The following is a 20,597-nucleotide window of genomic DNA, read 5'->3' on the forward strand; positions in this document are numbered from 1 at the left end:
TTTAGAATTGTTCCCACTCTTGCGTGTCGACCTTGGCCGGGGCGCGCGGACGGGCCGCCGCGGTCAGGGCAGGGGCCCGCATGGCCGACGGCACCGCCACCGCCACCCGCTGCAGCGCCGGCCGCGCGGCCGGGGCCTCGGTGCGGAACACGCTGACCAGCTCGTTCAAGCTGTTGACCTGGTCCTGCATGGCGTGCGCGGCGGCGGCCGCTTCCTCGACCAGCGCGGCGTTCTGCTGGGTCACGTCGTCCATCTGCGTGACCGCCGTGTTGATCTGCTCGATGCCCGACGACTGCTCCTGGCTGGCCAGCATAATCTCGGACATGATGTCGGTGACGCGCTTGACGCTGGAAACCACGTCATGCATGGTCGAGCCGGCCTGTTCGACCAGCCGGTTACCGGCCTGCACCTTGTCGACCGAGTCGCCGATCAGGTCCTTGATTTCCTTGGCGGCGGCGGCCGAGCGCTGGGCCAGGTTGCGCACCTCGGTGGCCACCACCGCGAAGCCGCGGCCCTGTTCGCCGGCGCGCGCCGCTTCCACGGCGGCGTTGAGCGCCAGGATGTTGGTCTGGAAGGCGATGCCGTCGATCACCGCGATGATGTCGACGATCTTGCGCGCCGAAACGTCGATGGCGGCCATGGTGTCGACCACCTGGGCCACCACGGCGCCGCCCTTGGCCGCCACGTCGGAGGCCGACTCGGCCAGCCCGTTGGCCTGGCGCGCGTGGTCGGTGTTCAGGCGCACGGTGCTGGTGAGCTCCTCCATCGACGAGGCGGTCTCCTCCAGCGTGCTGGCCTGCTGCTCGGTGCGCGAGGACAGGTCCAGGTTGCCGGAGGCGATCTGGCCGGCGGCGGCCGCGATGGTCTCGGTGCTGGCGTGCACCTGGTTGACGATGCGCGCCAGGCTGTCGCGCATGGAGCGCATGGCGTACAGCAGGCTGCTCTCGTCGCCGTGCTTGGGCTCGACCCGCACGGTGAGGTTGCCGGCGGCGATCTGGCCGGCGATCTCGGCGGCCTCGGACGGCTCGCAGCCCAGCTGGCGGGTGACGCCGCGCGTGATCAGCCAGGCCGCCAGCACGCTGGTCACCAGCGCCAGGGAGCCCATCAGCAGCATCACGGTGCGGGCCTGGCCGTAGGCCACCTCGGCCGCCTCGGTGGCCTCGGTGTTCTGCTTCTCCTCGACCGCGATCAGCTTGCGCAGCAGTTCCCACCAGCGCTTCTGCACCGGCCGGAACTCATAGCGCAGCAGCTTGTAGGCCTCGTCCTGCTTCTGCTCCAGCGCCAGCGCGGCGGCGCGCTGGACGAAGGGCGTGGCCTGCTCGGCCTGCTTGCGGATCTGGTCCAGCAATTCCTTTTCCTCGGTCGAGGTGCCGGCCAGCTTGGTGAACATCTGGCTCAGCTTGTCCTGCGCGGCCGCGTATTTCTTCTCCTGCTCGGCGATGCGGTTGACCTCGATCTGGATTTCCTTGTCTTCCTTGAGCAGGATCAGGTTGCGCGTGGCGAGCGCGCGTTCTGTAACCGTCAGGTCCATAGTTTGGGCCAGCTTGGTTTCCACGTCGTTGATTTTGGTGATCTCCTCCAGGCGTCCCTGGATCTGGTGCATGCTGTTCAGGGCCAACGCGATGATCACCAGCAAAAACACGGCGCACAGGCCGAAACCCAGTCCCAGCCGGCTTGCTATGGTCCAATTCTGAAATTTCATATCGCCTCCTTAAGGGCATATATGCATTCCAAATATCCAAATGAGAATTTGGTGGAACGCTTCCACGATCTTAGTTGCCCGGTGTGGCTCGGAATCTCTCACATAATCACTTTCAACACTGCTGCAACAATGAAATATGTACGGGGATCAATGTTTGAAACTTTTAGTTGTAGAAGTGATGCCTTGCGGCAACTTAAGTGCGTGTTCTTTTTGCATTTGTGGTGGACAAAAAAGCCATACGCAGAATCCGCCTCTGGGCATGGGCCGCCAACAGGTCTAAAATGCAGTCTGGGGCCGTTGCCGGATTACGACACATCATCTTGTAATCCGAAACGGAGAGAATTCAATCGGCGGGTATCGCCCGCATGACATGGAATGAACATGGCAACACAGAAATCTAAAATCATCTACACGCTGACCGATGAAGCGCCCATGCTGGCGACCTATTCGCTGCTGCCTATTATCAAGAAGTTCGCCGCATCGGCTGGTGTAGACGTGACCTCCAGCGATATCTCGGTGGCGGCGCGGGTGCTGGCCGAGTTCCCCGAATACCTGAGCGAAGAGCAGAAGGTTCCGAACACCCTGGCCGAACTGGGCGCCTTGACCCAGCTCGCCGACACCAACATCATCAAGCTGCCCAACATCAGCGCCTCGGTCGGCCAGCTGACCACCTGCATCCGCGAGTTGCAGGCGCGCGGCTACAAGCTGCCGGACTATCCGGAAGAAGCCAAGACCGACGAGGAAAAGGCCCTGAAGGCCCGCTACGGCAAATGCATCGGCAGCTCGGTCAACCCGGTCCTGCGTGAAGGTAACTCCGACCGCCGCGCACCGAAGGCGGTCAAGGAATACGCCCGCAAGCACCCGCACTCGATGGGCGAGTGGAGCCAGGCATCGCGCACCCACGTGTCGCATATGCACCACGGCGACTTCTACCACGGCGAAAAATCGATGACGCTGGACCGCGCGCGCGATGTCAAGATGGAACTGATCACCGACTCCGGCAAGACCATCGTGCTCAAACCGAAGGTCGCGCTGCAGGCCGGCGAGATCATCGACAGCATGTTCATGAGCAAAAAGGCACTGCTGGAGTTCTACGAGAAGGAAATCGACGACGCCTTCAAGACCGGCGTGATGTTCTCGCTGCACGTCAAGGCCACCATGATGAAGGTCTCGCACCCGATCGTGTTCGGCCACTGCGTGCGCATCTTCTACAAGGACGCGTTCGCCAAGCACCAGGCGCTGTTCGATGAACTGGGCGTCAATGTCAACAACGGCATGGCCAACCTGTACGAGAAGATCGAGAAGCTGCCGGCCTCGCAGAAGGAAGAGATCCTCAAGGACCTGCACGCCTGCCACGCCAACCGTCCGGAACTGGCCATGGTCGACTCGGCCAAGGGCATCACCAACTTCCACTCGCCGAACGACATCATCGTCGACGCGTCGATGCCGGCGATGATCCGCATCGGCGGCAAGATGTGGGGCGCCGATGGCCGTCCGAAGGACGTCAAGGCTGTCATGCCTGAATCGACCTTCGCCCGCATCTACCAGGAGATGATCGGCTTCTGCAAATGGCATGGCAACTTCGATCCGAAGACCATGGGCACCGTGCCGAACGTCGGCCTGATGGCCCAGCAGGCCGAGGAATACGGCTCGCACGACAAGACTTTCGAAGTGTCGGAAGGCGGTACCGCCAACATCACCGACCTGGCCACCGGCGAAGTGCTGCTGACCCAGACCGTGGAAGCGGGCGACATCTGGCGCATGTGCCAGGTCAAGGACGCGCCGATCCGCGACTGGGTCAAGCTGGCCGTGACGCGCGCCCGCAACTCCGGCATGCCTGCCGTGTTCTGGCTGGACAGCTATCGTCCGCACGAGAACGAAGTGATCAAGAAGGTGCAGGTCTACCTGAAGGACCACGACACCAAGGGCCTGGACATCCAGATCATGTCGCAGACCCGCGCCATGCGCTACACGCTGGAGCGCGCGTTCCGCGGCCTGGACACCATCTCGGTGACCGGCAACATCCTGCGCGACTACCTGACCGACCTGTTCCCGATCCTGGAACTGGGCACCAGCGCCAAGATGCTGTCGATCGTTCCGCTGATGGCCGGCGGCGGCATGTACGAGACCGGCGCCGGCGGTTCGGCACCGAAGCACGTCAAGCAGCTGGTGGAAGAGAACCACCTGCGCTGGGATTCGCTGGGCGAGTTCCTGGCGCTGGCGGTGTCGCTGGAAGACCTGGGCATCAAGACCGGCAACGCCAAGGCCAAGCTGTTGGCCAAGACGCTGGACGAAGCCACCGGCAAGCTGCTGGACAACAACAAGTCGCCATCAACCCGCACCGGCGAGCTGGACAACCGTGGCAGCCACTTCTACCTGTCGCTGTTCTGGGCGCAGGCGCTGGCGGCGCAGACCGAGGACGCTGAACTGCAAGCCTACTTCGCCCCACTGGCGAAGACGCTGGCGGCCAACGAAGCCAAGATCGTCGAAGAGCTGAACTCGGTGCAGGGCAAGGCCATGGACATCGGCGGTTACTACTACCCGGATCCAGCCAAGACCGAAGCGGTCATGCGTCCAAGCGCGACGTTCAACGCGGCGATTGCGGCGCTCTGAATCTAGCGTGGTGAGGTAACAAGAAGGGCAGCCGAGGCTGCCCTTTTTTATTGCCGCCCCAAGGACATGTGCAGGGCGGGGTCTGTTTTTTCGGCTTTTACTAAAACCTGCTAAGCACTACTACCCGATACTAACCATCGATATTTCGTACGACTCCGCGCTATTTTCGGAACTAAAAACTACTAACCACCTCTAACGAGTACAGGCCGAAAATTTAGTAGTGATTAGCATGCGGTCCGGCATTTTTAGTAAGAGATAGCGCTGGGTAGTACAGGTTAGTAGTGGTTAGCAGCGCTTAGTAAAACCCGATTTTAGAGAGCCCCCCATGCCTACCTCGCCCAAGATTAAGCCCACGTACAACCTCCAGTTCCCGATCCGCGTCCCTGACGATGTGCTGGTTGAGCTGGGCGAATTCACCGGCAATTTCTGGTCGGATTCGCTGGCGCAGGAGCCCTTCGTTATCGAAGCGATCCGCAACTACATCAACCCTCCGCCACCACCCTCGCAGCAGCCTGCAGCGACAACCGAGACGGGGTACCAATGGAAGCAGGTCTTTCTCCCCGAAGGCACAAGGCTGCGCGCCAGCTTCGGCAGCCAGCCCTATTTCGCCACGGTGGAGGGAGCGGAAATCAAGTATGAAGGGCACACGGTATCGCCATCGTGCTTCGCGAACCTGCATGGCAGCGGCAACCGCAATGCATGGAAAGCCATATGGCTGCGCCTCCCCGGCAGCAACGAATGGTTGTTGGCGGACGTCTGCCGCTCGGCGCGAAAAGCCGCGATAGCCCGACTGCACGAAGGCGCCGCGCAGGCAGACAACAGTCCGGTCGATGGCGGACGCACTCCGGCGCCGCCGCAGCCGTCGGCACGCCAGCCCGCGGCACGCTATCTTCCGGCCAACCAAACATGGCCGCGACCAGCCACAGGCCAAGGCAGCGCGCCGGCGGAGCATCAAAGAGGCGATCAGCGCAAGTCCGGCTCTGGAAGAAGCGCCCGCCGCAGGAAACGCCGCGCCGCGAAACCAATCCTCGGAAATCCCTGAAGAACTCCTTTTACGGAAGAACTGCCGCGTCGCGCGCGTCCACGTATGCCCAGGCGAGCGTGCCCGAGGCCAGCGTGACGCTCTGGCGGCGGTAGGCCGCCACCTCGTAGCGGTCCGAATCGCGCAGCTCGTCGGGCGTCACCGCCAGCACCGCGCCGGCCACTTGGTCGTCCGGCGAGCCGCTGCGGGACACGATCGGATGGTGCGTTTTGCCGCTGGTGGCGACCACGGCCGGATCGTCTATCGCCACCGCCGACAGGCGATAGCCCGGCAGGCTGTCCTGGCGGCCGGACAGCAGGCGGCCAAATGTCGCCATCTGTACTTCCGGTTGTTGCAGCGTGCCGTAGGAGAACAGCATCTCGGTTGCATCGGTGGAGCTGGATTTCATTCGCGCTGCCTTATGGGTTGGGAGAGTTTACTTGTGGGCCAGGGCGCCGCAAACGGAGCGGATTAAATCGAGCGGCCGTCGTAGTGCTTGACCGGGATGGCGTCCAGGTCGATGCCCTCGATGCAGCGGATATTGATCGCCGCCATGGTCTCGCCATTGGGCGCCACGCCTTCGCTGTATGGCGAGATGCCGCAAGTGGGGCAGAAGCGGTGCTTGATCAGATGCTTGTTGAACAGATAGGTGCTGGCGTTGTCGTCCGGCGTCAGCAGATGCATCTCCGGGCGCGGCACGAACCACATCAAGGTGCCCTTGCGCTGGCACATCGAGCAGTTGCAGGACATGGCCGAGGTGATCTCGCCTTCGGCTTCGAACTTCACTCTGCCGCAGTGGCAGCTTCCCTGGTATTTCATTTCACACCTCCTGTAAGAAACGATCAAGACTGCTAAAGAAAAATGCCCAGCCGCGCTCGTGGTTGATGCGCGCCTGTTCGTCGAAGAAGCGGTCGTGCACGAAGCGCAGCTCGGTGCCTTCGGTCACCGGCGCCAGGTCGATGCTGACGCGCGACACCCGTTCCGGCGTGCTGTGCCAGGCCCAGGTGAACACCAGCCGCGTGAACGGCCGCACTTCCTGGTACACGCCGGTCATCTGGTTCAGGCCGCCATCGGGTCCGGCGAAGGCGAGGTGGTATTGGCCGCCTTCGCGCAGGTCGATGTCCGCCTTGGTCAGCGAGGCCTCGCCGGGGCCGAACCACTGGCTCAGCGCTTGCGGGTCGGTCCACGCGCGCCAGACTTTTTCGGGGGCGACGGGGTAGACGCGTCGGAGGCTGACTTGGGCGGGCTGTTCGGCGGTTGACATGATGCGACTTCCTCCTGGTGATAGAGATAGCGTCCCAGCGCATCGAGCTGGCCGGTCCAGAAACGCTGGTAATGGGCGATCCACATGGCGGCGTCCTGCATGGGCGCGGCATGCAGCTCGCAGCGCACCACGCGTCCTTCCTTCGAGCGGGCGATCAGGCCGGCTGTTTCCAGCACGGCCAGGTGCTTCATGAAGCCGGGCAGCGACATCTCATATTGCTGCGCCAACTCCGTGACTGTGCAACTGCCGTCGCCCAGCTGCGCCAGCACGCCGCGCCGCGTGGCGTCGGACAGCGCCGCGAAGATCAGGTCCAGCTGGGAATCGTTATACTTAACCATAAGGTATAGTATTGTCAAAGACGGCCGCCATGTCAAGCGTGTTTTTTAGCGGCCGCGTGCACGGCGCTCAAAAATAAGATATGATGACCATCATGGAATCGAAACCGAGCAAACGCGCAGCCGCCAGCCGCAAGGAAGCCACCCACGAACGCATCGTGGAGGTGGCCTCGCGCGCCATCCGGCGCAGCGGCTACGACGGCACCGGCGTGGCCGACATCATGAAAGAGGCGGGCCTGACGCACGGCGGATTCTACGCGCACTTCGAATCGCGCGACGCGCTGCTGGCCGAGGCCGGCGACCGCGCCGGCGCCGAGTCGGTCGCGCTGGCGGCGCGGGTGGCCGCCGCCGCGCCGCCGGGGCAGGCGTTGCAGGCCATGATGCAGGCCTACCTGTCGCCGCAGCACATCGGCGCCATCGAGACCGGCTGTCCGGTCTCCGCGCTGGGCTCGGAAATGCCGCGCCAGGCGCCGGAGGTGCGGCGCGCCGCGACCATCCACATCAAGGAAATGATCGACCTGTTCGCCCGTCAGATGCCGGACTGGGGCCAGCCGCAGGCGCACGAGCGGGCGATGGCGCTGGTGTGCTCGCTGATCGGCACCACCATGGTGGCGCGCGCGGTGGACGATCCCAAGCTGTCGGCGGCGCTGTGCGCGGCCACCCTGAATCAACTGGGCCCGGCTGCCGCCTGAAGCGGTGGGCGGCTGTTTTTTTTGTACTAAAATATGATGATCATCATATTCATTTGAAGGGAAATGCCATGAGCAGCAGGATCGCATTGGTCACCGGCGCCTCGTCCGGCATAGGGGCCGCCACGGCGAAGCGGCTGGTCGAGGCCGGTTTCAAGGTGTACGGCACCAGCCGCCGTGGTGCGCAATCGGCGCGGCAGGGCTACGAGATGCTGTCGCTGGACGTCACCAGCGACGCCTCGGTGCAAGCCGCCGTCGCCGAGCTGATCGGGCGCGAGGGGCGCCTCGACCTGCTGGTCAACAACGCCGGGGTCGGCGTGGCGCCGGCCGGCGCCGAGGAAAGCTCGATCGAGCAGGCCCAGGCCATCTTCGACACCAATTTCTTCGGCCTGGTGCGCATGACGCGCGCCGTGCTGCCGCACATGCGGGCACAGCGCGCCGGCCGCATCGTCAACATCGGCTCGGTGCTTGGCTTCCTGCCGATGCCGTATGGCGCGCTGTACGCCGCCACCAAGCACGCGGTCGAAGGCTACACCGAATCGCTGGACCATGAGCTGCGCAACTGGGGCATCCGCGCGGTCGTCATCGAGCCGGCCTACACCAGCACCCCGTTCGACGCCAACATGCTGGCGGCGGATACCAAGCTCGACGCCTACGGCGACGTGCGTACCGCCGTGACGCAGCGCGTGAACGAAGTCATGGCGACCGCGGAAGGACCGGAAGTGGTGGCGGAGACGGTGTTGAAAGCGGCGCTGGCCCGCGCGCCGAAACTGCGTTACACCTCCGGTACACTGGCTGGACGCCTGCGCCTGCTGCGCACCTTCGCGCCGGCCGGCGTGATGGACGCGGGCATGCGCAAGGACCTGCGGCTGGTATAAGACCACAACGACAAGAAGGCAATCATGAAAGCACTTATCCTCAAGCAGTATGGCAAGCCCGGCGTGGTCGAATTCGCCGACATTCCCCGCCCCGCGATCAAGCCGGACGAAATCCTGGTGCGAGTCCACGCGGCCGGCCTGAACCCGATCGACTACATGATCCCCAAGGGCGACTTCAAGCCCATCCTGAAATTCCAGCTGCCGGCCACGCTGGGCAGCGACGTGGCGGGCGTCGTGGTGGAAGCGGGCAGCCGCGTCAGCCGCTTCAAGGTGGGGGACGAGGTGTACGCCAGCGTGTTCGACCTGGGCATCGGCACGCTGGCCGAATATGCCGCCGTCCCCGAATATGCCGCCGCGCTGAAACCGGCCAACCTCAGCTTCGTGCAGGCCGCCTCGATCCCGATGGTGGGGCTGACGTCATGGCAGGCGTTCAAGGAACGGCTGCGGCTGCGGCCCGGGCAGAAGGTGTTCATCCCGGCGGGCTCCGGCGGCATCGGCACGTTCGCGATCCAGCTGGCCAAGCAGATCGGCGCCACGGTGGGCACGACCACCAGCGGCGGCAACGTCGACCTGGTGCGCGGCCTGGGCGCCGACGAGGTGGTCGACTACACCAAGCAGGAAGTCGAACAAGTGCTGAAAGGCTACGACGCCGTGCTGGGCACCACGCGCGGCGACGGACTGGAAAAGGCCATCGGCATCCTGAAGCCGGCCAGCGCGGTGGTCTCGCTGATCGGCCCGCCGGACGCCGCCTTCGCCCGCGCGCGCGGCATGAACTTCCTGATGCGGTTCGTGTTCAGCCTGTTGAGCCGCAAGATTATCCGCCTCGCCGCCAGGCACCGCGCCACGTACTCGTTCCTGTTCATGCGTCCGGACGGCAAGCAGCTTGGCGAGATCACGCAGCTCATCGAGGCCGGGCGCATCCGTCCGGTGATTGACAAGGTGTTCCCGTTCACGCAAGCCAAGGACGGCCTGGCCTATCTGGAAAAAGGCCGCGCCAAAGGCAAGGTGGTGGTGCAATTGATGGACTCCTGAACTCACGCCTTGACCGCCGCGTCCGCTTGCGCCAGACTCCCGCACATTCGACAACCAAGCGAAGGGCGGAAAGTGAAGCACATCGTCATGTTCAACAAGTTTCATGCAAGCGCATGTCTGGCGGCGGCGCTGCTGGGCGGCGGCCTCGGCGGCTCGTTGCACGCCGCGCCTGTGGTTGCGGCCGCCACGCCCCTGGTGATCGGCGAAAGCTTCAACATCGAATCGAAGGCGCTGGGCGAAACGCGGCACATCAACGTCTACATGTCGCGCGGCTACGCCTTGCCAGCCGACGCGCCGCTGCCCGTGCTGTACATGCCCGACGGCGGCCTGCGCGAGGACTTCCTGCACATCGCCGGGCTGCTGCAAGTATCGGTCGACAACGGCACCATGCGCCCGTTCATGCTGGTTGGCATAGAAAACACCCAGCGCCGGCGCGACATGACCGGCCCGACCGACAACGCGGAGGACAAGAAAATCGCCCCGGTTGTAGGCGGCGCCGCGCAGTTCCGCCGCTTCATCCGCGAAGAGCTGATGCCGGCGGTAAAGCAGCGCTACCGCACCACGGGTGAGACCGCCTTGATCGGCGAATCGCTGGCCGGCCTGTTCGTGGTCGAAACCTTCCTGCGCGAACCTGGGCTGTTCGATCACTACATCGCGATCGACCCCAGCCTGTGGTGGAACGACGGCAAGCTGCTGACCGAAGCGCCAACGCTGCTGGAACAGCGCGCGGCCAAACCGCAAACTTTATATTTCGCCAGCAGCGGCACAGCCGGCATGGACAAGGGCAGCGCGCAATTGTCGACGCTGCTGACCACCCGCGCACCGCAAGGCTTGCGCTGGCACTACCAGCCGCTGCCCGCCGAAACCCACGCCACGATCTACCAACCCGCCGCCCTGCAAGCATTCCGCACAATGTTCAAGCCACCAAATTAAATTGGGGTCAAGTCTGACATTCGGACACGAGCTCCGCCGTAGCTGGCCACTACGGCGGAGTCCGTGTCCGAATGTCAGACTTGACCCCAACGGTTTTGGCAGAGCTCGTGTCCGAATGTCAGACTTGACCCCAGTGGTTTGGCAGAGCTCGTGTCCGAATGCCAGACTTGACCCCAATGTTTTTAGTTGGCGCCGGCGGCTAGTTGCAATTGCGCTGTGGCGGTGGCAAGGTCAGCCTTTGCTTGCAGGTAGGCCTGGTAGACTTCGTCGGCGGAGCGTTGCGAGGTCAGCAGTTCCAGCAGCGAGGCCGCGCCTTTTTTGTACGACAGGCGCATGCCTTCCACGACTTTGTCGGACTGCATCAGCACCGATTCCCGGTAGCGCTGCTCGTTGGCCTGCGCCGCGCGGAACTGCGCGTATAAACGCCGCACGTCGATCTGCGCCTTCAGCTCGGCCGAGCGCAACGCCAGCGTGGCCTGCGTGACCGCCGATTGCGCCTGCAGCACCTCGCCGCGCTGCGTGCGCGACAGCGGAATCGGCACCGACACGGTCAAGCCCAGGCTCAGCGAACGCTGCGTCGGCGAATTCGTCACCGTGCCGCCCGCATCGGTCAGCGCATGCACCGACGGCGTGTTCTTCAAGCTGACGTTGACCACCGGATCGACCCAGCGATTCGCCTGCGCCAGGTCAGCCGAGGCACGCGCCGCATCCAGCGCCGCGCGCGCGATGCGGATGTCGTCGCGCCCATCCTGCGCCTGCCGCACCAGCTGCTCCACATCGTCCAGGCCGGTGGCGGCGGGCGCATCGCAAGCCAGCTCCGCGCTGCCGAACACCTCGCTGTAACGCCGCCCCAACGGAATCGACAGCGACTCGGCCGCCGCCAGCACCTGCGCCCGCGCCGACACCACATCCGCCTCGAAGCGGTCGCGCTCCACCTGCGACTGCGACAACTCCAGCCCGCCGATATCGCCGACTTTGCGCCGCACGCTGTTGGCCTTGACGATATCGTCCAGCGCCCGCAATGTCGCCTCTTGCCGCACCAGCGCCTGGCGCGCACGGCACGATTCCGTGTAGGCCGCGACCGCGTCGGCGTACAACTGCCGGCGGCCGCCGTCCAGCGTCGCCTCGCCAAGCTTGACCGCCGCCTGCGCCGCGCGGATGCGCTGGCCGCGCTTGCCCGCCGTCTCGATGGTCAGCGCCACGCCCATGGTGGTGGCGGTGGGCGCGTTCGGCTTGTTCGCCGCGTTCAATTCCCGCGAGTCGATGCCGGCCGTGAGCACCGGATCGGGCCGCACGCCGGCCACCGATACGCCGGCCTGCGCGCTGCTCACATTTTCGCGCTGCATCTGCAAATCCAGGCTGTTCTGGGCCGCAGCCGCTGCGTACTCGCGCAACGTCACCTGGCCGGCAGCGGGCAGGGCGACGCACATCGCCAGCAGCGCACACAAGGGGTTGAGTTTAAATGTCATGGACTTGCTCCGCTTGCACCAGGCCATCCTCGGCCTGCTTGGGTTTGTTCTCGAAATAGCGTTCGACCAGGTAGTACAGCGCCGGCAGCCACACCAGCGTCAACCCGGTGGCTGTGACCAGCCCGCCGACCACGACGGTGGCCAGTGGCCGCTGCACATCGCTGCCCAGGCCATGCGCCAGCGCGGCCGGCAGCAGGCCCAGCGCCGCCACACTGGCCGTCATCAGCACCGGACGGAAGCGGCTGTAGGCACCCTTGAGCACGGCATCCTTCAGTGTCAGCCCGCCCTCGGCCCGCAGCTGGTTCAGGTTGGACACCATCAAAATCCCGTCCATCACCGCCACGCCGAACAGCGCGATGAAGCCAACCGCGCTCGACACATTGAGCGTCATGCCACGCAGATGCAGCGCGACCAGCCCGCCCAGCGCACCCAGCGGCACCGCCGCCAGAATCATGGCAGGCTGGCGCAGATTCTTGAACTGCGCGAACAGCAGCACGAACATCAGCGCCACCACCATCGGCATGATCAGCGCCAGGCGCGCCTGCGCCCGCTGCTGGTTCTCGAACTGCCCGCCCCAGGCCAGCTGCACGCGGCCGTGGTCGTAGCGCACCTTGGCCTCGATCTGCGCCTTGGCGTCGTCCAGGAAGGACGCCAGATCGCGCCCGCGCAGGTCCAGCCGCACCGTCAGGTGACGCTTGCCCATCTCGCGCGTGATGGTGCTCTCGCCGTCGTCCAGCCGTATCGTCGCCACCTGCGCCAGCGGGATGCGCGCCCCCGTGGCCGAGGTCAGCAGCAAATCGCCGATGGTGTCGGGATTGCTGCGCGACGCATCGGTGAAGCGCACGCCGATGTCGTACTGCCGGTCGTCGATGAACACCTGCGACACCGGCTTGCCGCCAATGCCCGTGCCGATCAGGTCGGCCACGTCGGCGGCGTTGATGCCGTAGCGCGCGGCGGCGGCCCGGTCCACCTCGATGCGTACCTGCGGCAGCGGCGGTTCCTGGTCGATGATCACGCTCTCCGCGCCCGGCACGGCGGCCAGCGTGCGCTCGACGTCGGCCGCGATGCGGCGCGTCTCCTTGAAGTCGTTGCCGTAGATTTTCACCACCAGGTCGCTGTGCGCGCCGGCCAGCTTGTCGAGCACACCGTCGATCATCGGCTGCGTGAAGCCCACCCGCGTGCCGGGCAGCTTGGCGAAGCGCTGGCCCATCTTGACGATCAGCTCCTGCTTGCTCAGGCCGGACTTCCATGTGTCGTACGGATGCAAGGTCACGCTGACCTCGATGTGCGACGGCGTCCACGGATCGGTGCCCTCGTCGTTGCGGCCCAACTGGGTGACGATGGTGGCCACCTCCGGGAACTCCAGCGCCGCGCTGCGCAGCTCGTCCGACATCTCGGCCGCCTTCTCCAGCGATATCCCCGGCGGCAGCGTCACCTGCAGCCAGATCGAGCCCTCGTCCAGATACGGCAGGAAGTCGCGGCCGATGGTGCCGCCCAGCGCGCACACGGCGGCGGAGGCCAGCGCGAACGCCGCCAGGGTCACGCGCGACTGGCCCACCACGGCCGCCAGAAACGGCTCATACAACTGCTTGGCCTTGACCAGCACCGGATTGTTGAACACCTTGCGCGGCTTGCGATACGCCTGGTAGGCCAGCCCCGGTATCAAGGTCAGCGACACCACCAGCGCACCCAGCAGCGCGAAGCCGATCGCGAACGCCATCGGCGAGAACAGCTTGTACTCGATCCGCTGGAAGGTGAACAGCGGCAGGTAGGCGGTGATGATGACGATCATGCCGAAGAAGATAGGCTTGGTCACCTGCAGCGTGGCCTTCATCACGTCCTTGGCGCGCAGCGCGGCGCCGTGGTTCTCCTCGTACTTGCGCAGGATGTTCTCCATCACCACGATAGCCCCATCGACCACGATGCCGAAGTCGATCGCCCCCAGCGACAGCAGGTTGGCCGGAATATGGAAATGGTGCATGAAGATGAACGCCGTCAGCAGCGCCATCGGAATCGTCACGGCGACGATGGCCGCCGCGCGCGGGCTGCCCAGGAATAGCACCAGCACCACCGTCACCAGCAGCATGCCCTCGACCAGCGTCTTGCCGATGGTGTGCAGCGTGGCGTCCACCAGCCCGGTGCGGTCCAGGTAAGGCACGATGCGAACATCCTTCGGCAGCACATGATCGTTCAGGTCCTGCACGGCCGCATGCACATCCTTGAGCACCAGCGACGGATTCTCGCCCTTAAGCAGCAGCACAATGCCCTCGACCGCATCCGGATTATTGTTCTTGCCCAGGATGCCATGACGCTCCTTGCTGCCCAGCCGCACTTCGCCCAGGTCCTTGACCAGCACCGGCACGCCGTTCTTCTGCGTGACCACCACGTTGCCCAGGTCGTCCAGGTTGTGGATCAAGCCGACGCCACGCACCACGAAGCCCTGCTGGCCGCGATTGAGGATGCTGCCGCCGGCGCTGGCGTTGTTGGCGTTGACGGCGTCGGTGACCTGCTTGAGCGACAGGTTGTACTTGCTCAGCTTGGCCGGATCGAACTCCAGCAGAAACTGCGTGGTCAGGCCGCCGAAATTGCCGACGTCGGCGATGCCCGCCACCTGCTTCAGGCGCGGGATCACGGTCCAGAACTGCAGCTCGGACAGCTCGCGCAGCGAGCGCGTCTTCGATTCCAGCGTGTAGCGGTAGATCTCGCCGATGGGCGAGGTCAGCGGATCGAGCCCCGGCTGCGCGCCGTAGGGCAGGGTCACGCTGGCGATGCGCTCCTGCAAACGCTGGCGCGACCAGTAATCCTCCACGCCGTCGCGGAACACCACGGTGATCAGCGACAGGCCGAAGGTGCTCTTCGAGCGCATCACATGCATGCCGGGCGTGCCCATGATCTCGCGTTCCAGCGGAATGGTGATCTGCGATTCGACTTCCTCCGCCGCCAGGCCGGGCACCTGCGTGACCACCTGCGAGCTGGTGTCGGCGATATCGGGATAGGCTTCCAGCGGCAGCTGCTGCCAGCAGAACACGCCGTACAGCGCGACCAGCACGAACACCAACCAGGCGATGCCGCGCCGCTGGAAACTGATGGCAACCAGACGATCAATCATTGAGCAGCACTCCTTCCTTGGCGACGATGCGGGTGCCGGCTTTCAGGCCGGAGACGATCTCCACCAGCTCGCCGTTGTGGACGCCGGTGGCGACGGTGCGCGGCTCGAAGGTCCATGCGGCCGTCTCCACGTAGACCTGGGTGTGCGTGCCGCTCTGCACCAGCGCCGACGCCGGCACCACCACGCCCTGGTGAGGCGCGGCGCTGAAGGTCACCTGCGCGAACATGCCCGGCTTCAGGCGGCCGTCCTTGTTGTCGACCGCCACGCGCACCTTGACGGTGCGGGTGTCCGGGTCCAGCACCTCGCCGACGTAGCCGACCTTGCCGGCGATGTGCTGGCCGGGATAGGCGTTCAGTTCGATGTCGGCGACCTGGCCGGCGAACACGGCGGACAGATCCTTCTCCTGCACGCTGGCGGTCAGCCACACGGTCGACAGGTCGGCCACCACCATCACCGGCGCATTGGTGTCGTTCCAGAATCCCCCCTGGCCACCATTGAGTTCGATCACATGGCCGGACAGCGGCGAGCGCAGCGTGTACACGCGGCCGTTGCCGCCGTTCAGCGTGCCGCCAAGCTGCGCCAGGCGCGCCTTGCTGCGCTCACTTTCGCTGAGGGCTTGCGCGTACTCGCTCTCGGCCTGCTCCAGATCTTTGTGCGCCGAGATGTCGGCCGCGCGCAGCTCCTTCTGGCGCTCCAGGTTGCGGCGCGCCAGCGTCAGGCCGGCCTGCGCCTTGGTGGCGTCGCTGTGGGCGGCGGCCACGTCGGCCGAGTCCATGGTGAACAGCGCGTCGCCGGCCTTGACCGTGTCGCCCAGATGCTTGAGCAGTTGCTCGATACGCCCGGCCACCGGCGGCACCACGCGCACCAGATGGGCCGAATCCGCCTCCACCACGCCCGGCACCGGAATGACGCGCGCCACATTCTGTTCGGCGGCGCTGGCCACCTGCAGCGACTGGCGCAGCGGCGAGCCGGCCGGCACGGCGATGGACGCGCCCTTGCGCACCACGGCGGCGGGCGGGGCGGAATCGGTCTCGGGCGCATGGCCGCAGCCGGCGATGGCCGCGCACAACAGGGGGAGGGCCAGCACTTGCCGGCGTGGGTCGAATTTGATCATGGCGTTTCCTGAAGGCGAAAGGAGTCCCCGGCGCGCCATTGCGCCGCTGTCGTCCATGGGTAAGAGGAATGGCCGCAGTGTACCGAGATGCGCGCCAGGCGATCCTGAATCTTCCTTCAGGAAACATCCAGTGCCCGGCGGACGGCAGTAAAATGCCGCATGACCAAGATATTGCTGATCGAAGACGACCAGAAGGCCGCCCGCCTGCTCAAGCGCGGCCTGGAGGAAGAGGACTTCGCCGTCGACGCCGTGCACAGCGCGGAAGAGGGCGAACCGGCCGCGCTGGCCGGCGACTACGACCTCATCGTGCTGGACTGGATGCTGCCGGCCAAGGACGGCATCACGCTGTGCGGCGAGCTGCGCGCGCGCGGCCTGCTCACGCCCATCCTGATGCTGACCGCGCGCGACGGCCTGGGCGACCGCGTGGCCGGCCTCAACACCGGCGCCGACGATTACCTGACCAAGCCCTTCGCCTTCGACGAACTGCTGGCCCGCATCCGCGCGCTGCTGCGCCGCTCGACGCTGGTGCGCCCGGCGCTGCTGACCGTGGCCGACCTCACGCTGGACCCGCAAAGCCACGCCGTCAAGCGCGGCGGGCAGGCGCTGGACCTGACGCCCAAGGAATACGCCATCGTCGAACTGCTGATGCGCCAGGCCGGCCACGTGGTCAGCCGCCAGCAGCTGGCCGAGCGCATCTGGACCGCCGACCTGATCGCGCTCGACAACCTGATGGACTCGCACATGCGCAACCTGCGCCGCAAGATCGACCCCGAAGGCCTGCCGCGCCTGATCCACACGGTGCGCGGCCAGGGCTTCCGGCTGGCGGAGGTGGCCGATGACGATGCTTAGTTTCCGCCGCCGGCTGGCGCTGGTGCAGACCGCCGTCATCGTCTCGGTGCTGGCGGTGGCCGCCATGTCCGGCTATTTGAGCTTGTCGGGCGCGGTCAACGAACAGCTGGACGGCGCCTTGCTGGCGCTGGCCGAAACCGAGGCGGCCATGCTGCGCGCCGCGCCGGACCAGCCGGTGCAGGTGCACGATGCCGCCAAGGGCGCCGCGCCGCCATCGCTGGCGCGGCTGGACCGCTGGGTGCAGATCGTCGACGCGCAGGGCAGGGTGCTGGCGCGCAGCGCCAACCTGGGCGCGGCCAGCCTGCCGGCACCGCCCGCGCTGATGACGCGCATGGCCGCCGGCGACACCGTGTTTGAAACGCTCGACCATTTCGCCGAGGAGCCGGTGCGCATTGTCTCGCTGCCGGTGCGGGTTGGGCCACCTACGCCGCTGCGCTACACGGTGCAGGTGGCCGGCTCGCTGGACGACGTGCGCCATGTGGTGGCCTCGGCCAGCGTGATGTTCCTGGCGCTGGCGCTGGCGCTGCTGGTGGCGCTGACCGTGGCCAGCGCCTCGATCACGCGCTGGGTGTTCCGCTCGATCGACGACATCGTCGGCCAGGCGCAGCGCATCGGCGAGGGCAACCTGGACCAGCGCCTCATCCACCCCGGCACGCGCGACGAGATCGGCCACCTGGTCGACACCCTCAACGACATGCTGGACCGCATCGACCAGAGCTTCCAGATCCAGCGCCGCTTCACCTCGGACGCCTCGCACGAACTGCGCTCGCCGCTGTCGCGCCTGCGGGCCGAGATCGAGATCACGCTGCGCCGCCCGCGCGACGCCGCCGAGTACGTGGACACGCTGCGCTCCTGCATGGAGGAGGTCGAGCGCCTGACGCTGCTGGTGGAAGAGCTGCTGGCGCTGGCCCGCTACGACGCCGGCCAGGGCCGCGACGCATCGGCCTCCACCTCGATCGGCGAGATCGCCGCCGCCGCCATCGGCCGCGCGCAGGCCACGGCGCAGCAACGCCAGGTGCGGCTGACGCTGCAGGCGGCCGACGCGCCGGTGCTTGCCGCCATCGGCGAAGGCGCGGCCACGCTCATCGTGGTCAACCTGCTGGAGAACGCCGTCAAGTTCACGCCGGCCGGCGGCACGGTTGAAGTGCGCATCTGGCGGGATGGTGATCAGGCTTGCCTGTGCGTGTCCGACAGCGGCCCCGGCATCGGCATCGACGAGCTGCCGCACCTGTTCGAGCGCTTCTACCGCGGCGCCTCGGCCCGTTCAGGCGCGGCGGCTGGCGTCGGCCTCGGGCTGTCGCTGACGCAGACCATCGTCCAGGGCCACGGCGGCCGCATCGAGGCCGCCAACCTGCCGGCCGGCGGCGCCGCCTTCACTGTCCATCTGCCCAGCGCCGGCGCCTGATCCAAATTCCTGCGCAAATGCGGGGGCATGTCATACGCTCGTAATTTCTAAATGGCAATATCCATTCCTGAAGGCCTCGTCCTGTGGTCTCTACCCTTACCGCCTCGCATCGAGGCGGTCTTTTTTTGGAAGGAAGTGGAATGCAAAACGCAGAAGTCGCGTTTTCGCGGGAACTCGGTGCGGTCACGATGACGCTCAGCGCCGGCGGCAACGTGCTCGCCCAAAGCGCCAGCCAGGAAACCATCGCGCGCGAACTGCAGATCCGGGGTGTGCGCTTCCTCGCCATCGATGGCCTGTTCACCACAGAATTGCCAACCACGGAAAAGACCCTGGCCGCCGCGTCTTCGGTGGCGTTCACCGAGCCGATGGCCGCGCTCAAGTTGATCGCCGCCTGTTCGGCGGTGGGCGAGCGGGTGGGCTTCCTGTTCCCCGAACGCCGGCGCCGTCCGCGCGAACCGGTGGCCGAGGCTGCGCAGGTCAAGCCGGGCAGGCCGGACACGTCAAAACGGGATTGACGCGGCATGCGCGCCGTTGGCATCATGGCGGCTGGCGCCACGATGACGGAGCGAACACCATGAATGAAACCGGCCAGTTGCACGGCAGTTGCCTGTGCGGAGGCGTGGCATACAGGGCGGACCTGCCGGTCAGCCATGCGAGCCATTGTTACTGCACCATGTGCCAGAAGCAGCACGGCGCCGCTGCCGGCACGTATGCGAACGTCGCCGCCGCCGGCTACGTGGTCGAACGCGGCGCCGACCTGATCACCGAATACGCCTCGTCCTCGCACGCGCGGCGCGGCTTTTGCAAAGTCTGCGGCTCGACGCTGTTCTGGCGCAGCACACAGGCGCCGGACCGCATCGCCATCACGCTCGGCACGCTGGAGCCCGAGTACGACGGCCCTGTGGAGCGCGAACTGCACACCGACACCAAGCCGGCTTGGCTGCCGCTGCGCTAGCCGCCGCCGAGCAGTCGCGCGAGCGTCACTCCGCCAACCGCCGCGTGTGGCATACTCGGCGACTATGACGCCCGCTCCTGCCGCCACCGCCACCGCCACCGCCACCGCCACCACCACGACCATCGCCACCACCACGGGCACCGCCATCACCACGGGCACCGCCACCATGGCCATCGCCACTGCCAGCGCCGCCGCCGTCCGCGTCCTGTCCGCGCTAGCCGCGCTGTGCCTGCACGCCGCAGCCTCCGCCGCGCCCTGCGTGGAGCCGCCGCCCGATCCCGCCAACACCTACGACGCGCCACACACCTACGCCAAGCTGGCCCGCGACTATCCCGCCATCCGCATCGCCAGCGCGGCGCTGCCGGTGGACGTGAACCGCGTCGACGGCCTGACCTACGCGCAGCACGGCGACCGCTGCCTGAAGCTCGACCTCTACCTGCCGCTTGCCGCGCGCGCCGATGTCGGCATGCCGGTGGTGGTGCTGGTGCATGGCGGCGGGTGGCGTTCCGGCTTCCGCACCGAGTTCGCGCCGATGGCCGTGCGGCTGGCGCAGCAGGGTTACGCGGCGGCCGCGATCAGCTACCGCCTGTCCGGCGAGGCGCCATATCCGGCCGCCATCCACGACGCGCGCGCCGCCGTGCGCTGGGTGCGCGCCCACGCCGCCCAGTACCACCTGGACCCGCAACGCATCGCGCTGGCGGGTGGCTCGGCCGGCGGCCAGATCGCCAGCCTGGCCGGCGTCACCGGCCACCTCGCGCAGTTCGACCCCGGTGCGGAGGAGGGCGCCGTATCGAGCGCGGTGCAAGCCATCGTCAACATCGACGGCCTGTCCGACTTCACCACGGAACTAGCGTTGACGCACGAGGACGACCCCGCCAAGCACCCCTCGGCGGCCGGCGCCTGGCTGGGAGGGCGCTACGCCGAGCAGCCCGAGCGCTGGAGCGAGGCCTCGCCGATCCGCTACGTGCGTCCCGGCATGCCGCCCATCCTGTTCATCGCCAGCGCGCAGCCTCGCTTCTCCGCCGGCCGCGAGGACATGGCGGCCCGCATGGCACAAGCCGGCGTGCCCAGCCGCACGCTGGTATTGCCGGATACACCACATTCGTTCTGGCTGTTCGACCCTTGGCTGCAACCCACGGTTGACGCCACCGTGGCCTTCCTCAACCAGCAGATGCCGGCGCGCTGACGCGGCCTGTAAAAGGTTAGTCCGGCCTCTCCATTTAGCCAGT

Annotated in this window: 19 protein-coding genes; 11 read left to right on the forward strand and 8 right to left on the reverse strand. The window is 66.1% G+C overall.

Annotated features, from left to right (window positions below; translation table 11 throughout):
- Window position 1: 1 nt before the first annotated feature.
- Window positions 2-1,702 carry a methyl-accepting chemotaxis protein gene (locus ACUJB0_RS08770; RefSeq protein WP_444844873.1) on the reverse strand — a complete coding sequence of 567 codons (1,701 nt, stop codon included), beginning with the start codon at window positions 1,700-1,702 and terminating at the stop codon, window positions 2-4.
- 381 nt (window positions 1,703-2,083) lie between these two features.
- Here ACUJB0_RS08770 and ACUJB0_RS08775 point away from each other — a divergent pair, with 381 nt between their 5' ends.
- Complete coding sequence (locus ACUJB0_RS08775) at window positions 2,084-4,315, forward strand: NADP-dependent isocitrate dehydrogenase (RefSeq protein WP_444844874.1); 2,232 nt, start codon at window positions 2,084-2,086, stop codon at window positions 4,313-4,315.
- 325 nt (window positions 4,316-4,640) lie between these two features.
- Window positions 4,641-5,357: a hypothetical protein gene (locus tag ACUJB0_RS08780; protein WP_444844875.1), complete on the forward strand. Its 717-nt coding sequence runs from the start codon at window positions 4,641-4,643 to the stop codon at window positions 5,355-5,357.
- A 10-nt stretch (window positions 5,358-5,367) separates the two neighbouring features.
- On the opposite strand, the gene ACUJB0_RS08785 is transcribed toward ACUJB0_RS08780, so the two are convergent.
- The 4 genes from ACUJB0_RS08785 to ACUJB0_RS08800 form a co-directional block, all read right to left on the reverse strand.
- On the reverse strand, window positions 5,368-5,745 hold the full coding sequence (locus tag ACUJB0_RS08785; protein WP_444844876.1) for a gamma-glutamylcyclotransferase family protein: 378 nt from the start codon (window positions 5,743-5,745) through the stop codon (window positions 5,368-5,370).
- A gap of 62 nt (window positions 5,746-5,807) precedes the next feature.
- The gene (locus ACUJB0_RS08790; protein ID WP_444844877.1) at window positions 5,808-6,155 is read right to left on the reverse strand and encodes a GFA family protein; all 348 of its coding nucleotides are present in this window, start codon (window positions 6,153-6,155) and stop codon (window positions 5,808-5,810) included.
- A 1-nt stretch (window position 6,156) separates the two neighbouring features.
- Window positions 6,157-6,600: an SRPBCC family protein gene (locus tag ACUJB0_RS08795; protein WP_444844878.1), complete on the reverse strand. Its 444-nt coding sequence runs from the start codon at window positions 6,598-6,600 to the stop codon at window positions 6,157-6,159.
- On the reverse strand, window positions 6,501-6,938 hold the full coding sequence (locus ACUJB0_RS08800; protein WP_444844879.1) for an ArsR/SmtB family transcription factor: 438 nt from the start codon (window positions 6,936-6,938) through the stop codon (window positions 6,501-6,503). Before ACUJB0_RS08800 ends, ACUJB0_RS08795 begins: the two co-directional genes overlap by 100 nt.
- A gap of 80 nt (window positions 6,939-7,018) precedes the next feature.
- Here ACUJB0_RS08800 and ACUJB0_RS08805 point away from each other — a divergent pair, with 80 nt between their 5' ends.
- From ACUJB0_RS08805 to ACUJB0_RS08820, 4 genes are all read left to right on the forward strand, one after another.
- Window positions 7,019-7,627: a TetR/AcrR family transcriptional regulator gene (locus ACUJB0_RS08805; protein ID WP_444844880.1), complete on the forward strand. Its 609-nt coding sequence runs from the start codon at window positions 7,019-7,021 to the stop codon at window positions 7,625-7,627.
- Window positions 7,628-7,695: 68 nt separating this feature from the next.
- Window positions 7,696-8,502, forward strand: coding sequence for an oxidoreductase (locus tag ACUJB0_RS08810; RefSeq protein WP_444844881.1), 807 nt, complete (start codon window positions 7,696-7,698; stop codon window positions 8,500-8,502).
- Between the two features lie 24 nt (window positions 8,503-8,526).
- A complete protein-coding gene (locus ACUJB0_RS08815; protein ID WP_444844882.1) occupies window positions 8,527-9,534 on the forward strand; it encodes an NADP-dependent oxidoreductase in 1,008 nt (335 codons plus the stop codon).
- Between the two features lie 72 nt (window positions 9,535-9,606).
- Window positions 9,607-10,467 carry an alpha/beta hydrolase gene (locus ACUJB0_RS08820; protein WP_444844883.1) on the forward strand — a complete coding sequence of 287 codons (861 nt, stop codon included), beginning with the start codon at window positions 9,607-9,609 and terminating at the stop codon, window positions 10,465-10,467.
- Between the two features lie 182 nt (window positions 10,468-10,649).
- Here ACUJB0_RS08820 and ACUJB0_RS08825 read toward each other — a convergent pair whose 3' ends face one another.
- From ACUJB0_RS08825 to ACUJB0_RS08835, 3 genes are read right to left on the reverse strand one after another with little or no spacing between them, the layout of a single operon-like run.
- Window positions 10,650-11,936, reverse strand: a complete 1,287-nt coding sequence (locus tag ACUJB0_RS08825) for a TolC family protein (protein WP_444844884.1) — start codon at window positions 11,934-11,936, stop codon at window positions 10,650-10,652.
- Window positions 11,926-15,045 (reverse strand): efflux RND transporter permease subunit, encoded by a 3,120-nt coding sequence (locus tag ACUJB0_RS08830; RefSeq protein WP_444844885.1) that lies wholly within the window; start codon window positions 15,043-15,045, stop codon window positions 11,926-11,928. Before ACUJB0_RS08830 ends, ACUJB0_RS08825 begins: the two co-directional genes overlap by 11 nt.
- Window positions 15,038-16,159, reverse strand: coding sequence for an efflux RND transporter periplasmic adaptor subunit (locus tag ACUJB0_RS08835; RefSeq protein ID WP_444844886.1), 1,122 nt, complete (start codon window positions 16,157-16,159; stop codon window positions 15,038-15,040). The genes ACUJB0_RS08830 and ACUJB0_RS08835 overlap by 8 nt, the downstream gene beginning before the upstream one ends.
- Before the next feature lie 159 nt (window positions 16,160-16,318).
- Here ACUJB0_RS08835 and ACUJB0_RS08840 point away from each other — a divergent pair, with 159 nt between their 5' ends.
- The 5 genes from ACUJB0_RS08840 to ACUJB0_RS08860 all read left to right on the forward strand — a co-directional run bounded on the left by ACUJB0_RS08840 (window position 16,319) and on the right by ACUJB0_RS08860 (window position 20,554).
- Complete coding sequence (locus tag ACUJB0_RS08840) at window positions 16,319-17,008, forward strand: response regulator transcription factor (RefSeq protein WP_161092876.1); 690 nt, start codon at window positions 16,319-16,321, stop codon at window positions 17,006-17,008.
- A complete protein-coding gene (locus ACUJB0_RS08845) occupies window positions 17,001-18,413 on the forward strand; it encodes an ATP-binding protein (RefSeq protein ID WP_444844964.1) in 1,413 nt (470 codons plus the stop codon). The genes ACUJB0_RS08840 and ACUJB0_RS08845 overlap by 8 nt, the downstream gene beginning before the upstream one ends.
- A gap of 140 nt (window positions 18,414-18,553) precedes the next feature.
- The gene (locus ACUJB0_RS08850; RefSeq protein WP_444844887.1) at window positions 18,554-18,928 is read left to right on the forward strand and encodes a hypothetical protein; all 375 of its coding nucleotides are present in this window, start codon (window positions 18,554-18,556) and stop codon (window positions 18,926-18,928) included.
- Window positions 18,929-18,987: 59 nt separating this feature from the next.
- Complete coding sequence (locus tag ACUJB0_RS08855) at window positions 18,988-19,368, forward strand: GFA family protein (protein WP_444844888.1); 381 nt, start codon at window positions 18,988-18,990, stop codon at window positions 19,366-19,368.
- Window positions 19,369-19,432: 64 nt separating this feature from the next.
- Window positions 19,433-20,554, forward strand: coding sequence for an alpha/beta hydrolase fold domain-containing protein (locus tag ACUJB0_RS08860; protein ID WP_444844889.1), 1,122 nt, complete (start codon window positions 19,433-19,435; stop codon window positions 20,552-20,554).
- The last annotated feature ends 43 nt before the right edge of the window (window positions 20,555-20,597 follow it).

Source organism: Duganella caerulea, assembly GCF_040362985.1.
GTDB classification, from domain to species: Bacteria; Pseudomonadota; Gammaproteobacteria; order Burkholderiales; family Burkholderiaceae_D; genus Rugamonas; species Rugamonas vulcania.

Excerpts from the sequence above, each read along its gene's own strand:
- ACUJB0_RS08840 (WP_161092876.1), top strand. The coding sequence starts at position 16,319 with ATGACCAAGATATTGCTGATCGAAGACGACCAGAAGGCCGCCCGCCTG.
- ACUJB0_RS08805 (WP_444844880.1), top strand. The coding sequence starts at position 7,019 with ATGATGACCATCATGGAATCGAAACCGAGCAAACGCGCAGCCGCCAGC.
- ACUJB0_RS08825 (WP_444844884.1), bottom strand. The coding sequence starts at position 11,936 with ATGACATTTAAACTCAACCCCTTGTGTGCGCTGCTGGCGATGTGCGTC.
- ACUJB0_RS08775 (WP_444844874.1), top strand. The coding sequence starts at position 2,084 with ATGGCAACACAGAAATCTAAAATCATCTACACGCTGACCGATGAAGCG.
- ACUJB0_RS08855 (WP_444844888.1), top strand. The coding sequence starts at position 18,988 with ATGAATGAAACCGGCCAGTTGCACGGCAGTTGCCTGTGCGGAGGCGTG.
- ACUJB0_RS08770 (WP_444844873.1), bottom strand. The coding sequence starts at position 1,702 with ATGAAATTTCAGAATTGGACCATAGCAAGCCGGCTGGGACTGGGTTTC.
- ACUJB0_RS08830 (WP_444844885.1), bottom strand. The coding sequence starts at position 15,045 with ATGATTGATCGTCTGGTTGCCATCAGTTTCCAGCGGCGCGGCATCGCC.
- ACUJB0_RS08800 (WP_444844879.1), bottom strand. The coding sequence starts at position 6,938 with ATGGTTAAGTATAACGATTCCCAGCTGGACCTGATCTTCGCGGCGCTG.
- ACUJB0_RS08785 (WP_444844876.1), bottom strand. The coding sequence starts at position 5,745 with ATGAAATCCAGCTCCACCGATGCAACCGAGATGCTGTTCTCCTACGGC.
- ACUJB0_RS08780 (WP_444844875.1), top strand. The coding sequence starts at position 4,641 with ATGCCTACCTCGCCCAAGATTAAGCCCACGTACAACCTCCAGTTCCCG.
- ACUJB0_RS08815 (WP_444844882.1), top strand. The coding sequence starts at position 8,527 with ATGAAAGCACTTATCCTCAAGCAGTATGGCAAGCCCGGCGTGGTCGAA.
- ACUJB0_RS08850 (WP_444844887.1), top strand. The coding sequence starts at position 18,554 with ATGCAAAACGCAGAAGTCGCGTTTTCGCGGGAACTCGGTGCGGTCACG.
- ACUJB0_RS08845 (WP_444844964.1), top strand. The coding sequence starts at position 17,001 with ATGCTTAGTTTCCGCCGCCGGCTGGCGCTGGTGCAGACCGCCGTCATC.
- ACUJB0_RS08790 (WP_444844877.1), bottom strand. The coding sequence starts at position 6,155 with ATGAAATACCAGGGAAGCTGCCACTGCGGCAGAGTGAAGTTCGAAGCC.
- ACUJB0_RS08835 (WP_444844886.1), bottom strand. The coding sequence starts at position 16,159 with ATGATCAAATTCGACCCACGCCGGCAAGTGCTGGCCCTCCCCCTGTTG.
- ACUJB0_RS08795 (WP_444844878.1), bottom strand. The coding sequence starts at position 6,600 with ATGTCAACCGCCGAACAGCCCGCCCAAGTCAGCCTCCGACGCGTCTAC.
- ACUJB0_RS08810 (WP_444844881.1), top strand. The coding sequence starts at position 7,696 with ATGAGCAGCAGGATCGCATTGGTCACCGGCGCCTCGTCCGGCATAGGG.
- ACUJB0_RS08860 (WP_444844889.1), top strand. The coding sequence starts at position 19,433 with ATGACGCCCGCTCCTGCCGCCACCGCCACCGCCACCGCCACCGCCACC.